The 12513-nt window shown below is 66.2% G+C and carries 14 protein-coding genes; 5 read left to right on the forward strand and 9 right to left on the reverse strand.

Going from position 1 to position 12513, the window contains the following annotated elements; all coding sequences use genetic code 11:
* Nucleotides 1–12: 12 nt before the first annotated feature.
* The 3 genes from ACSC1S_RS03395 to ACSC1S_RS03405 form a co-directional block, all read right to left on the reverse strand.
* Nucleotides 13–924 carry a glycosyltransferase family 2 protein gene (locus ACSC1S_RS03395; RefSeq protein ID WP_435363162.1) on the reverse strand — a complete coding sequence of 304 codons (912 nt, stop codon included), beginning with the start codon at nucleotides 922–924 and terminating at the stop codon, nucleotides 13–15.
* Nucleotides 925–977: 53 nt separating this feature from the next.
* Entirely contained in the window at nucleotides 978–1691 is a 714-nt protein-coding gene (locus ACSC1S_RS03400) for a class I SAM-dependent methyltransferase (RefSeq protein WP_435363163.1), read from the reverse strand.
* A 238-nt stretch (nucleotides 1692–1929) separates the two neighbouring features.
* A complete protein-coding gene (locus tag ACSC1S_RS03405; protein WP_435363164.1) occupies nucleotides 1930–2331 on the reverse strand; it encodes a PPOX class F420-dependent oxidoreductase in 402 nt (133 codons plus the stop codon).
* Nucleotides 2332–2467: 136 nt separating this feature from the next.
* Between ACSC1S_RS03405 and ACSC1S_RS03410 the strand changes: the two genes are divergently transcribed.
* The 3 genes from ACSC1S_RS03410 (at nucleotide 2468) to ACSC1S_RS03420 (ending at nucleotide 4545) form a co-directional block, all read left to right on the forward strand.
* A complete protein-coding gene (locus tag ACSC1S_RS03410; RefSeq protein ID WP_369684393.1) occupies nucleotides 2468–2749 on the forward strand; it encodes a helix-turn-helix domain-containing protein in 282 nt (93 codons plus the stop codon).
* Nucleotides 2750–2925: 176 nt separating this feature from the next.
* The gene (locus ACSC1S_RS03415) at nucleotides 2926–3711 is read left to right on the forward strand and encodes an MBL fold metallo-hydrolase (protein ID WP_435363165.1); all 786 of its coding nucleotides are present in this window, start codon (nucleotides 2926–2928) and stop codon (nucleotides 3709–3711) included.
* A 174-nt stretch (nucleotides 3712–3885) separates the two neighbouring features.
* The gene (locus tag ACSC1S_RS03420; protein WP_435363166.1) at nucleotides 3886–4545 is read left to right on the forward strand and encodes a YkgJ family cysteine cluster protein; all 660 of its coding nucleotides are present in this window, start codon (nucleotides 3886–3888) and stop codon (nucleotides 4543–4545) included.
* A 234-nt stretch (nucleotides 4546–4779) separates the two neighbouring features.
* On the opposite strand, the gene ACSC1S_RS03425 is transcribed toward ACSC1S_RS03420, so the two are convergent.
* The 4 genes from ACSC1S_RS03425 to ACSC1S_RS03440 form a co-directional block, all read right to left on the reverse strand.
* On the reverse strand, nucleotides 4780–5181 hold the full coding sequence (locus ACSC1S_RS03425) for a TRAM domain-containing protein (protein ID WP_435363167.1): 402 nt from the start codon (nucleotides 5179–5181) through the stop codon (nucleotides 4780–4782).
* 119 nt (nucleotides 5182–5300) lie between these two features.
* The gene (locus ACSC1S_RS03430) at nucleotides 5301–7022 is read right to left on the reverse strand and encodes a radical SAM protein (RefSeq protein WP_435363168.1); all 1722 of its coding nucleotides are present in this window, start codon (nucleotides 7020–7022) and stop codon (nucleotides 5301–5303) included.
* A gap of 85 nt (nucleotides 7023–7107) precedes the next feature.
* Nucleotides 7108–7707, reverse strand: a complete 600-nt coding sequence (locus ACSC1S_RS03435) for a DUF4397 domain-containing protein (RefSeq protein WP_435363169.1) — start codon at nucleotides 7705–7707, stop codon at nucleotides 7108–7110.
* Nucleotides 7708–7868: 161 nt separating this feature from the next.
* Nucleotides 7869–9665: a M61 metallopeptidase family protein gene (locus ACSC1S_RS03440; protein ID WP_435363170.1), complete on the reverse strand. Its 1797-nt coding sequence runs from the start codon at nucleotides 9663–9665 to the stop codon at nucleotides 7869–7871.
* 79 nt (nucleotides 9666–9744) lie between these two features.
* Between ACSC1S_RS03440 and ACSC1S_RS03445 the strand changes: the two genes are divergently transcribed.
* A complete protein-coding gene (locus ACSC1S_RS03445; protein WP_435317465.1) occupies nucleotides 9745–9903 on the forward strand; it encodes a DUF7559 family protein in 159 nt (52 codons plus the stop codon).
* Nucleotides 9900–10349, forward strand: coding sequence for an Hsp20/alpha crystallin family protein (locus tag ACSC1S_RS03450; protein WP_435363171.1), 450 nt, complete (start codon nucleotides 9900–9902; stop codon nucleotides 10347–10349). Before ACSC1S_RS03445 ends, ACSC1S_RS03450 begins: the two co-directional genes overlap by 4 nt.
* A 193-nt stretch (nucleotides 10350–10542) precedes the next feature.
* Here the strand turns inward: ACSC1S_RS03450 and ACSC1S_RS03455 are convergent, their stop codons facing one another.
* Complete coding sequence (locus ACSC1S_RS03455; protein WP_435363172.1) at nucleotides 10543–11679, reverse strand: NAD(P)/FAD-dependent oxidoreductase; 1137 nt, start codon at nucleotides 11677–11679, stop codon at nucleotides 10543–10545.
* A complete protein-coding gene (locus tag ACSC1S_RS03460) occupies nucleotides 11676–12440 on the reverse strand; it encodes a creatininase family protein (RefSeq protein WP_435363173.1) in 765 nt (254 codons plus the stop codon). The genes ACSC1S_RS03455 and ACSC1S_RS03460 overlap by 4 nt, the downstream gene beginning before the upstream one ends.
* Between the last annotated feature and the right edge of the window lie 73 nt (nucleotides 12441–12513).

The raw sequence follows: 12513 nt of genomic DNA on the forward strand, positions 1-12513 counted from the left end.
GTCGCGGCCGACCTACTTCTCTGCGAGTTCGTAGCGACACACCGCCCGGTCCTGCCGGGTCGAGATGCCGTTCGGATTGCGCCGGAGCGTCCGGTCCGCCTTCCGGGCCGCCAGACCGTCCTTCGCGCCCAGGACCATCCCTTTCGCCACGGAGCGCCCGCCGCCGAGCCAGGACGACGGTCGTTCGTGGCCGGTCACGACGCCCTTCAGGGAGCGTGCGCCGTCGAAGACCGCGTCCCGGAGGGCGCGCCCCGCCACGGTCGGGCGCACGCCGTAGTTCTTCACCATGCGGTACGCGAGCGACCGGTACTTCCACTCCCAGTCGCGGACCGTGTGGCCGCCGTCGGTCTCGAATTCGCCACGGACGCACATGTCGGACTGCCACACCACCTCGTGTCGGAGCTGGGCGAGCCGGTGGGCTCCGTCACGGGCACCACCGGTCTGGAGGTACTCGTCGAATCCGTCCATGTCCGACAGCGCGTCCCGCGAGAACGCGACGTTGTCGCCGTTGAAGTACGTCACATCGTGGCCCGCGATAGAAACAGCCTCCTTCTCCTCGGTCGTCATCCCCGCCCTGACGGTTCGGTGTGTCGGCCCTGTCACGACGCTCGCCCCGTCGTCGATGGCCTGTGTCAGCCCGTCGTACCAGGTCGGTTCGACGACGAGGTCGTAGCTGACGAGTGCGATGACGTCGCCGGTAGCGACCTCGATACCGGCGTTGCGGGCGACGTTGATGTTCCGTTCACTGATCTCGACGAGCACGTCCACGTCACTGCGCTCGCGAACCATCCCGGTCGTCCCGTCCGCCGACGGCCCGTTGACCACCACGACCTCGGCGTCGGGGACGTGCGCCGCGAGCGCGTCCAGTGAGGCGTGGAGTTCCTCTCGGCCGTTCAGTGTCGGTACGACCACCGAGAGTTGCATAATCTTTGCTTGCGGTTCCGATACTTAAAAACCAGTGTATCAATCGAGTCGCACTACTTTCCTTCGACGTGGGCGTTCCAGTAGGAAACCGAGGCGAGGCGTTCCAGCCCCGGTGCGTCGAGGATCTCCTTGTCGATGCCGCGGAAGGTGCTCGCCAGGTCGCCCGGAATCTGCCGGTAGAACCCGTAGGGGAGCACGAAGTCGTGGGACTCACCGGCGAGGTGGAGTCCGGCCTTCGAGAGCAGGGACTCGACCTCGGTGCGGGAGTAGAGCCGCGAGCCCATCGGGAGCGCCCAGTTGTAGATGCTCCGCGTGGAGAAGCGATTGAACGTGTCGAAGAACACCTGCTCTTTCGAGACGCGACACATCTCGGAAAGGAAGGAGGCAGGGGTGTCGGCCAGATGGAAGAACCGCATCGCCATCACCACGTCGAAGTGGTCGTCCGGGAAGGGCAGGCGGGCGGCGTCGCCGCGCATGAACTCCAGGTGGTCATCGACTCCGGCTGCGCGCGCCTTCCGGCGGCCCTGCTGGAGCATCGCCGCGGAGATGTCGAGCCCGATGATATCTGCCCCGCGCTCGGCGAGCATGACGGTGAACCGGCCCGTCCCGCAGGCTATCTCGAGGATGTTCTTGTCCTCTACCGGGCCGATTGCGCTCAACACGGCCTCTTTCTCGCGTCGATCGATGAGGCGACCGCCTCGAGAGAACCGCTTCTCTTCGTACTCCTCGGCCACCTCGTCGGTCTGGTACCATTCCTGCCCCTTCACACTGTCCGATGCTACTCACCCGGTGGGATAAAACGGTATTGGACTCGTCTCGGTGTCGGCCGGTTCCGAGCCAGTTCGGGAAACTTGTTGTAGTATGGTGGCATAGAGCATGATATGCCGACCTGCAAGAACTGCGCGACCGAAATCGAGACGGAGGACCTCGTCAGACACGATCGACTGGGCCTCACACTGGTCCATTGCCCCGAGTGCAACTGTCTGATGGGGCAGTACCGCGACCCTAGTTACCGGTCACCCGATCCGGTCGAATCCGAATGATGACACGCGGTCCGCCCTCCTCGCCGTGGTTCGGGTACGTCTCCTGTCCCATGTAGCGCTGGGTCATCTTGTCGATGTGCTCGACCGCGCCCTCCTCGGTGACCTCGACGACCTCGCCCCGGACAGAGAGGAAACGGTACGGGTCGTCGGGGTCGGTCATCTCGATTCCGACCTTCGGGTTCTCGCGCACGTTGCGCTCCTTCAGGCGGCCCTGCGCGGTGTTGATTAGCACGAGGTCCGACTCGGTGTCGTAGTCGACCCAGACGGGTGTCACCTGAGGGGTACCATCGGGCATCACCGTCGCGAAGTGTGCGAACGTCGCCTTCTCGAACAGGTCGTGATACTGCTCGGGAATCGGTTCCATGTCGGGTGATTCGGGCCCTGGAACCAAAAGGAACCGTGTTGCTCCCTACCGTGGCATATAATCACTTAATATTATCTTTACTATACCAACCACCATATAGCCAACCCTTAACACCGACCTCCCAAGTGCAACTGGTATGAGCATGAGTACCGCAGACGACCGTGCCGAGAACGCAGAGGAGACCCTCTCCGACGCCGAATACCGCGAACGCCTCCGCGAGCTTCCCCCGAGCGCGAAGCTCGTCGCCAAGGTCCTCGAGTCCGACTCGCCCCTCTCGCAGGGCCAGCTGGCCGAGGAATCACTCCTCCCCGACCGCACGGTCCGCTACGCACTCAACCGCCTGGAAGAGGCCGGGCTCGTAAGCTCGCGCTACAGCTTCCAGGACGCACGCAAGCAGGTCTACTTCCTGAACGTCTAGACGCGACCGGCGGGGGCGACAGCCACGACCCCCTCCGACCGTCCCTCGATTCCGTCCCCACTTCTCTGAGCGGGTGCTACCGCGGGACCACCACCGTCGACGACGACCACCGATTCGGCGGTGACGATGAGCGTATGCCCCCTGTCGTTTTACCTGTCACCCGCCTTTATCATCGCATGACCGACGTCGTGCCTGCCGTCACGCGCATCGCCGTCCCCACGGAGACCCGTGCGCCCACCGCCCGCACCAACGCCTACGTCGTCGGCGAGCGCGCCGCCCTGCTCGTCGACCCTGCGAACGTCAACGAACGCCTCGACGAGGTCGTCTCGACCCACGACGTGCGCCACATCGCCCTTACCCATACGCACTCCGACCACGTCGGCGCGGTCGGGCACTACGCCGCGGAGACGGGTGCGACCGTCTGGGCCCGGCAGGGACACACTGCCCGGTTCGAGACCGCGACCGGTGTCGAACCCGACCGGACCTTCCGCGAGGGGACCGTCATCCCGGATGCGGACGTTCGCGTGCTGGAGACGCCCGGGCACGCCAACGACCACGTCTCGTTCGTCGCCGGGGAGTCCATCCTCTGTGGCGACCTTGCCATCGCGCAGGGGAGCGTCGTCGTTGGCGGCGACGACGCCGACCTGCGTGCCTACCTGACGAGCCTTCGTCGGCTCTGGGCGATGTCCCCCACCCAGCTCTTCCCGGGCCACGGCCCGGTCCTGACCGACCCCCGCGGCCAGTGCGAGCGACTCATCCGGCACCGGAACCGCCGCGAGCGGAAGGTCCTCGGCGCGGTCGTCGGCGGGGCCACGACCATCGAGGAGATACTCGATTCGGCCTACGACAAGGACCTCTCCGGCGTGCGCGACCTCGCGGCCGCCACGGTCGAGTGCCACCTGGAGAAGCTGGCGCGTGCCGGTCGTATCGGCTGGGACGGGACGCGGGCGACCACCGTGTAGAAGCCCACAAACACGACAAAGTATTTATGTAATTGTTTGGTAGCATCCGCACAGCCCGTTCCTGTGGGCGCTGGTGGTGTTCATCGGCGCGCTCGCTCGACGTACTGAGTATCCGCCCGCCCCGCCCGCCGAACGAACCGCTTTTTCCCGCTGGTCCCTCACCACCAGTCACGCATGGAGTCACTCGAAGCAGAACTCGCGAGTGCCAGGGACCTCGACGTGGCGGACCTCGCCGACGCCATCGAGGACATCGGCTTCGAGTGCACGCGCTGTGGGGCCTGCTGCACCGCGGAAGCCGACGACCCTCACACCGCGACCGTCTTCCCCGACGAGGTTCGCGAGGTGCAGGAGACCACGGAGTACGACTGGCGCGACGTGGCCCGGCCGATGCCCTACGGCCTGACCGAGACTTCGGATGGGAACATGGCAGGCGAGACGTTCGAATGGGCGCTCCAGACCGATTCCTGTGGCGACTGCACCTTCTACACCGAGGACGACGACGGGGTCGGCGCGTGTTCGGTCCATGGCTCTCGCCCGCTCATCTGCCAGACCTACCCCTTCAGCGTCGCTCTTTCGGGGACGAGCCAGCCCATGGGCGAGGCAGTAGACGAGTCTGGCATCGTGCGGGCCCACGAGTGCGAGGGCCTGGGCCGAGACATCACCCGGGAGGACGCCGAGGAACTGGCGGCGGCGCTCAAGGAGCGGGCAGTCCGAGAACTGGAAGAAGCAATCGGTGTGCGAGATAACTACGACCCGGACGCGGCGGCGGGCGAGCCGGTGGTCGTCCACGACTCAGAGGGGCCGAAGCGACCGAACGGGTCCAGTGCCGAGTGAGTCAGATACCAGTCGTGGTGCCGGTCGAACGTCGTCGTCTTTGCTGTCCATCCTTGTTCTCATCCAGTCCTCTGTGACGATACCGAGTAGAGCGTGACTCTCGAATTGTCCGAGGGTATCTGCGTCAGAGACAGCGTTCAGCCGCTGAAAACCAGCCCTGAAGGGTTCGTCTACGACTCAGAAGACGCTAGACGGCCGGACGGAACGAGAACCGAGTGAGAAGACGAGACCGATTCAAAACGTGTCTTCGATGATCTCACCGACGGCGAAGTTCGACTTCACCTCGGTGATCTCGACCTTGACGCGCTCGCCGACCTCGGCACCGGGGACGATGATGACGTAGCCGCGCTCGACGCGCGCGATGCCGTCGCCCTGCTTGCCAATGTCCTCGATCTCGACGTAGCGCGTTTCGCCGGCTTCCACCGGGGGCTGGGGCTCCGACGGTGCGGTGCCCGTGCTTTCGGTCGGCTCGGTCGTCTCGCTTTCCTCGCGGGCGATGAGTGCCACGCGATACGTCGAACCCGGTTCGACGGACCCGTTCTCGATCTCCTGACGCGGTACTTCGACGGTGAACGAATCCTCGTCGCCCTCTATCTCGGCACTGAACAGACACAGTAGTTTATCAGATATTTCCACAGTGAGTAGCCTCCACCCCAGTAGACAGGGGCCGCTCTCTTCAAATTTCCGCTGAAGCATGAGATGAAAAGGACACTCTATCCCGTGCTGGATGGAGCCGGCGGTCCGGGTTGAGTCTGTCAGTCAGCCCCGGACTGTCGCTGTGCCGTCGTGTACTTCGAGAGGTCCACGTCGGCCGTGACCTCGGCCGGGTCGGCGTAGGGGCGGTCCACGATGATGTCGCCGGCGGTGCCCTTGCCGATACCCGGAATCGCGGTCAGTTCCTTCATCGACGCGCTGTTGAGGTCGAGGGGGTACGGGACCCCGGTTACGGAGCGATAGCCGTGCCCGACCAGGGACACGTCGACCGTCTGGCCGAGGTCGTACTCGCCCGGGAGGCCGACGAGTAGGGGATAGGTCCCCAGCTGGCGGCCGAACGTCGTGCCGTCCTCGTGGTACTCGAGGTGGACGTCTTCGAGGATGGTCCCCGGTGGCGCGAGCCGTTTCAGGAGCGGGTTGTCTATCTCCTCGCGCACCTGCGTTTTGTACTTCTTGAACAGCTGCTTGTGGTCGTGGGCGATGTGTGCCCCCTCGCTGTTCATGTCGGTCCCGGCGAACGTCATCACCTGCCGGATGTTCACCCGCCGGAGCATCAGCCCCTCGTCGTACACCCGGTGGAGGAAGTCGAGGTTGTGCTGGAACGTCTCCTCGCGTTCTTCCTTGAGCCCGTGGAGCAGGTTGATGCCGGGCAGGAGTTTGGGCAGGCGGCGCGGGGCGTCGGGGCCGGTCGACGGGCCAGAACCGGGCTCGTCACCCGGTCGCCAGCCACCCTCCTCGTTGACTATCTTGACGGCCTGGAACGCCTCCTCGGCGGTGACGTTCAGGTTGTTCGCCTCCTGCACCTGCGGGTCGGCGGATTCGAGGCCGAAGGCGGCGGTGTCGCCGGGCGTGTTGTGCTTCGCGATGATGCGGATACCCTCTCTCGACAGCTCGGGCCACTCGACGACCGTGATGGGGTTCATGTTGTCGAGGTGGAGCGTGCCGAGGTCGGGCGCGACCTCCCGGATGCCGCCGTAGAGGTCGCGCAGGGCGTCCGGGTTCGGCTTCTCGCCGTCCCCGCCGTAGGCGAGGATGTCGGCCTGCCTGCCGAGGCGGAAGTGCCGGGCACCACGGTCGTACAGTTCCTCGACCTCGCCGACGACGGACTCGGGCTGGCGGAACGAGGGATTCCCGTACAGCGGTTCGGTACAGAACGAGCACCGGTACGGGCACCCTCGGGACGTCTCCATCTCACAGATGAGGTACTCGGGATGGTTGGGGTGCTGTTCGATGACGAAGGCACCCGCAGACGCCCAGCGGTCGATCTCCTGGTTATCCCGCATCCGATTGTTGAAGCCCTCCAGTCCGGACTCCACGAGGTCGTAGGCGGCGGCCTCCACGTCGCCTTTCGCCACGAAGTCGTAGTCGAGGTCGTCGCGCTCGGTCTCGGTCGCGCCGGCGTTCTCGTCGCCGACGCCGAACTTGACGGGACCACCCATCAGGGTCGTCCCCTGGGCGGTCCACGCGAGTTCTTTCACCTCGTCCGGTTCCGCGGGCGTGCCGCCGACGTATTTTCCAGGGACGGTCATCCCGCCGAGGTAGCACATGAGGTCGGCCCGTTCGACCTCGGCCCACAGCATGCGGTCGTCGCGCAGTTCGTCGATGGTGAGGTACGTGATGTTCTCGGCCGGCACCCCCGCGTCGACCAGCGCCCCGGCCGTGTACCGGGGGTAGGTCGAGATGTACGGCGGCACCCCGAAGTGCGCCGGCTCGTCGACGTAGCCGTCGACGATGGTGACGTCGAGAGTCGCGGGGTCGGTCATATGCCATGGTGGACGCCGAAGCGGTAAAACGAGTGCGGAACCGTCGTGGCTGGTTCGAAAAAATCGAGTCGCTGCGTGTCGCCGGTCAGGGCGCGACCATCGGCTGGTGGTCCAGCGTGATGATGGCGTCGAGCGAATCGTCGCTCAGTTTCCCGACCGCGAACGCGGTGTAGGTCTTGCCGGCCTCGACGGTGACGTTTGGCACCTTGAGGACGGACTCGTCTTCACCCGCGGGCATGACCTGCAGCTCGTAGCTCCCAGCGTCGACGCTCGCGTACGCACCGGCCTTCCCGAACGGCATATCGGCGAACAGCCTCGCCCCGTCGAACGCGACGTCGACGGTGCCGGCGTCCGGGGCAGCGTGGACGAAGCGGACCCGGCCCGCGTTCTCTTTCTCCTCGTTCTTGTCGTTCAGGACGAGGGTATCGATGTCCGCGAGCTCACCGATCGCCAGCACGGTGAACTCGTGGTCTGCTTCCAGTTCGAACGACTTCTCGATGACCGGCTGGTCCGGCTTCCCGGCGGGACAGATCTTCACGTCGTGGCTCCCCGCTGGGACCTCCATGTAGTCGCTGACGTCCGTGAACGAGATGTCGGATGCGACCTTCTCGCCGTCGACGAATACGTCGACTGCAGGGGCGTCCGGCGAGCAGTGCCCGATACGTACCTGTGTGTTTGTTGCCATTGTACTCCCTCCGTGGGCAGTTCACTAGTGGGGCCATGCCGTATTCAGGTCGTTGTCACCCCTGTCATCAGGTCACCCCGCGGTAACGTCGAGAAGCAACAGAACGTTGTTATTCTGCGGGGCGGTCCAGTCGCGCCCGGCCAGCACCGAAGCGAGGCTCCTCAGTCGCGCCGCCCCAGTATCGTCGTCGCGCCAACCACGGCCAGCGCGGCCAGGGCTGTACCGACACCGAAGCCCGGAATCGCGCTCTCGGAGCCATCCGCTGTCGGGGTCGTCGTCTCGGTCGCCACCGGCGTCGTGGTCGGGGCTTCCGTCGCAGACTCGGTCGGTTCGGGCGTGCTCGTCGCCGTCGCGGTCTGGATCGACGCGTCGGTCGGTGCGGCGTCCTCGCCGTCCGGGACCCCGTCGCCGTCGGTGTCCGCTTTGGTCGGGTCGGTGTTCGTATCGTAGCGCTCGGTGCCGTCGTCGAGGCCGTCACCGTCGGTGTCGGCGACGGTCGGGTCCGTGCCGGCGAACTCCCGTTCGGTACCGTCGTCGAGACCGTCGCCGTCGGTGTCCTTCTTCGTCGGGTCGGTTCCGAGCTCGCGCTCGGTCTGGTCGTCGATGCCGTCGCCGTCGGTGTCCGGATTCAGCCGGTTCAGCCCGAGACGGTTCTCCTCCGCGTCGGTGAGACCGTCGTCGTCCGAATCCAGCGGGCCCTCGGGCTCGGCGAACAGCGACTCGTTCTCCGGGACCTCCGGGACGGCGTCGGTCGTCACGTATCGCTCGACCCAGTCGCGAAGGGACTCGTCACCGCTCACGTCGACCACCGCTTCCTGGAAGTTCGCGACGGTGACCTCCTCGCCGCGGACGTTCAGCAGGTAGAACACGTCCTCGACCGTGTTCGTCCCCCCGGTTGCCTGGCGAATCTCGGCGTCGAGTGCCGCGAGGACGCGCCGGCCCTTGGTGTACTCGGCGAACTCCGAGGTCCACCGGTCCTCCGAACTCAACTGCGACGCGGCGTCGCGGTCGGTCGAGACGTGCTGGTAGAACTCGTCGAACGTGATCCGGTTCTCCTGGTAGGTCAGCAGCGCGGTCATGTAGTCCGCGCTCCCCTCGAAGAACCAGTCCATCTTGTGGGTCGTGGTGAAGCGCTGACGCGTGTGGATGTACTCGTGGACCCAGACGTTGTCGGGGTCGTTCACGTCGCCGGAGTGATGCACCCACATGTCGGTGTTCCCGGCCTGGAGGCCGCCTCGGCGGATCGGGTCCGGGGCGACGAACACGCGGATGTCGTCGTTCCCGTAGTGGACGTCGAGGTTGTCCATCGCGTACGTCAGGGTGCCGAACACGGCCGAGGTGTCGACCTGGGTCGTGTCGGGGACGACGAGCGTCATCTTCCGGCCCTGTGACTCGTATTCAAGCGCATCGTGGTCACCGAGGAACGCCATGCGGTCGCCGACGACGCCCTCACCTGCCGCCTCGTAGGTCGTCGGGAGGGTGTCGTCCTCCCAGGAGTGGTACGTTTCCGCACCGTCGGTGAAGAAGCGGGCGGGGAACCGGGTCGGCACCAGTGCCCAGTCGCCCGCGTCGTAGAAGTTGTAGCTCCCGAACAGCTGCTGGTTGGCCTCGAGTCTGATGCGGATGCTCGGGGTCTGCGTCTCGCCGTCCCAGGTGTACGTCCACTGCCCCCCGCGGGTCTCGAACCCGGTGCGCTCGATCACGGTCGCCCCCTGCGGGAGCGCGACGTCGAGCCCGGTGACGTTCTCGGCGACGTCGAAGTCGGCGACCAACTCGACGTGTCCGGGGTCGTCCGGTGTCAGGTGAACCACGAGGGTTCGCTCGACCGCGTCGTTTCCGGCGGTGCTTTCGGTCAGCGCTGGCGAGGTGTCGGCTGCCGCCGGCACGGTCGTCGGGCCGGCGACCGCTGCGAGGAGGAGCGCCACCGCGACGACGGTGGCAGACCAATTGGTACCCATCAACAACATGTTCGGCAAGTCGGAGAAAAGCGTTCCGCCCTCCGAAAACTGTTTTCCCCTGTCGACCGAACCATCGGGTATGCCCGCGACGATGGAAGTCAAGTGTACTGACGGTGACTGTGAGCTGGACATGTTCGAACTGCACTACACGTACGACATGCCCGACGACGTGACGGTCGCGGACTTCGTCTGTCCGTACTGTCAGGGCGACGGCTGCCTCGAGGAAATCGAACTATGACGCTCCGAGACATCGGCAAGTCGGTGAGCAACTCGGTCCTGAAGCAGGTCGGCCGCGCGGCCAGCCAGATGCAGGAGAACCGCCCGATTCCGGTCGACGTACTCGAATCCGACGACGCCTACCTCGTCGTGTTCGACGCCCCCGGGACCACGCAGTCCGACGTGCAGGTCCGGTACATCGACGGTGCGGTCGAGGTCCGAATCGACCGCTTCCGCCAGTTCTACGAGGACTACGAGATGCGCGTCCCCGGCCGCGGCATGTCCCTCGACGGCCACGCGCAACTGCCCGACGACGCACTCGTCAACGCCGAGGACGCGAAGGCGACGCTCCGCAAGAACGGCACGCTGGAGATCGAGATTCCGAAAGAAGAGGCCGAGACGGACGACGAACCCGTCGACACCGTCACCATCGCCGAACCCGACGACGACGAGGAGACGGAAGAATAACTCGCGTTCGAAGTTCTCACTCGCTTCGCTCGTTCCGAACCTCGCTCCCGAGGTTCCTCCCTGCGGCCGCGTTCACGCCATGGCTCGCGGCTCCGCCGCTCGCTTTCGAGGTTCCTCCCTGCGGTCGCGTTCACGCCATGGCTCGCGGCTCCGCCGCTCGCTTTCGAGGTTCCTCCCTGCGGTCGGAACCTCGCTACTCCACATCCATCCCTTCGACAATCTCGAACTCCTCGTCCCCGTCGAACCGGGTCGGGTCGAACGGCTCGATACCCTCTCCGCCGCGAATCTGCGCAGCGATAGCCTCGCCCAGCGCCGGCGACCGCATGAACCCGTGGCCCTGGAAGCCGGTCGCGACGTAGAGCCCGTCTCGTAATTCACCGAGCAGCGGGTCGTGGTCCGGGGTCGCCGTACACAGTCCGGCCCAGGTGCGCTCGACGTCGGGCGAGCAGCCAGCGCGGTGCTCCACGCCCGCCGACACGTCCGAGACGAACCAGTCGTCGGCGTCGCGGTTCCAGTCGTCAGGGTCCGATTCGACCTCCTCGGTGCCATCGCCCGCCAGCAGCCCATCGGGATGGGGCCGCAGGTAGAACCCACCGGTCGCGTCGTAGCAGATGGGGATATCGAGCTCGTCACTGGCCGTGAGCGCCTGCACGCGGTAGGGTTTCATCGCGATGGGGACGTCCACGGCGGCGAGCAACTGCTTCGAGTGCGCGCCGGCCGCGACGAGCACCGCGTCGAACTCCGCAACTTCGTCCTCGCCGTCGACCACGACACCGGTCGGGTCGGTGCTGAGTGCCACGGGCGTGTTGGTCCGGACCGTCGCGCCCGCCTCGGCTGCTTTCTCGGCCAGCAGCGGCGGGTAGGTCGGCGGGATGACGTGGGCCGCGTCGTGGGCGACCGCGGCGACCGCCACGTCGTCGAGGTTCAGGTCAGAAAACTCTGATTCGAGGGTTTCGAGGTCGGCCAACTCGACGTTCCGGCCGTGTTTCTGCATCCGCGGTACCTGCTCGCGGATTGCGTCAGCACGCTTCTCGTCCCCCTCGCGCGCCAACCAGACGTAGGGCCACGGCGACAGTTCGAAGTCGCCCTGGCCGTCGAACGCCCGGAAGCGTTCCAGGGCGCGCTGGGCGACCGCGGCGTCGACGTCCTCGGCGAAGGCGTCGTAGCAGATGCCCGAGGCCCGCCCGGTGCTCCCGCTGGCGATGTCGCCGGCCTCGAACAACGTCACGTCGGCACCGTCGCGGGCGAGGTCGTAGGCCGCGGTAGTCCCGACCGCACCGCCGCCGACGACGGCGACGGTTTCGGGGATGTCGGAGTCGCCCCCCGTCATCGGTGGTCCTCCGGGAGCAACGCAGCGAATTCACGGGCGGCCAGCCAGTCAACCAGCGCGTCGAGTTCGTCGGTCGCCTTCGCGAACAGTTGCTTGCCCGCGCCGGGCGAGCCGCTGGTCGGGTGCCCGACCGCGCCCGACTCCGAGAAGTCGGCGGTGTCGAAGCCGACGTTCGCGCCGTGGACCGATTTGCCCCACGAGTCGGCCGCGCCGTCCTCTGCGTCTTCGAGGTTCTCCTCGCGGACGAGGTCTCCCTGGATGTGCATGACCATGCTCGTCTCGACCTCGTCGGCGTGGCCGATGCCGGCCTGGCCGAACAGTTCGGCGTCCAGTCCTTCGAGGTTCGACCACCAGTTCCAGGGTGCGGCGAAGGCGGTCTCGTTCCGGCGCAGTCGCCGGGCGGCCCGGGTGATGGCGTCGGTGTTTCCGCCGTGACCGTTCACGATGACGGCCTTGCGGACGCCGTGGCTGGCCATGCTCGAAAGCACGTCGGAGACGTAGTTCTCGAAGGTTTCGGGGTCGGTCCACAGCGTCCCGTCGAACTGCCGGTGGTGCTCACTGACGCCGACCGGGAGCGTCGGGAGGCAGACCACGTCGTCGCGGTCGGCCACCGCGTCGGCGACCGCCTCGGCCGCCATGAAGTCGGTTCCGAGGGGGAGGGCGGGGCCGTGCTGTTCGACGCTGCCTGTCGGCAGCAGCGCGACCTCGGCGGAATCGAGGGACTCGCCGAGGGTCGTCGTCGTGTGTCGCGCGAGGTGCATACCGGACGTGCCAGTGGGGGTGAGGTAAACCTTCTGTCGTGGGTGACTGTCAATGCAACCAGCAACCACTGTA

Origin of the sequence: Haloarchaeobius pelagicus (genome assembly GCF_051207375.1) — an archaeon.
In the GTDB taxonomy this organism is placed as follows: domain Archaea; phylum Halobacteriota; class Halobacteria; order Halobacteriales; family Natrialbaceae; genus Haloarchaeobius.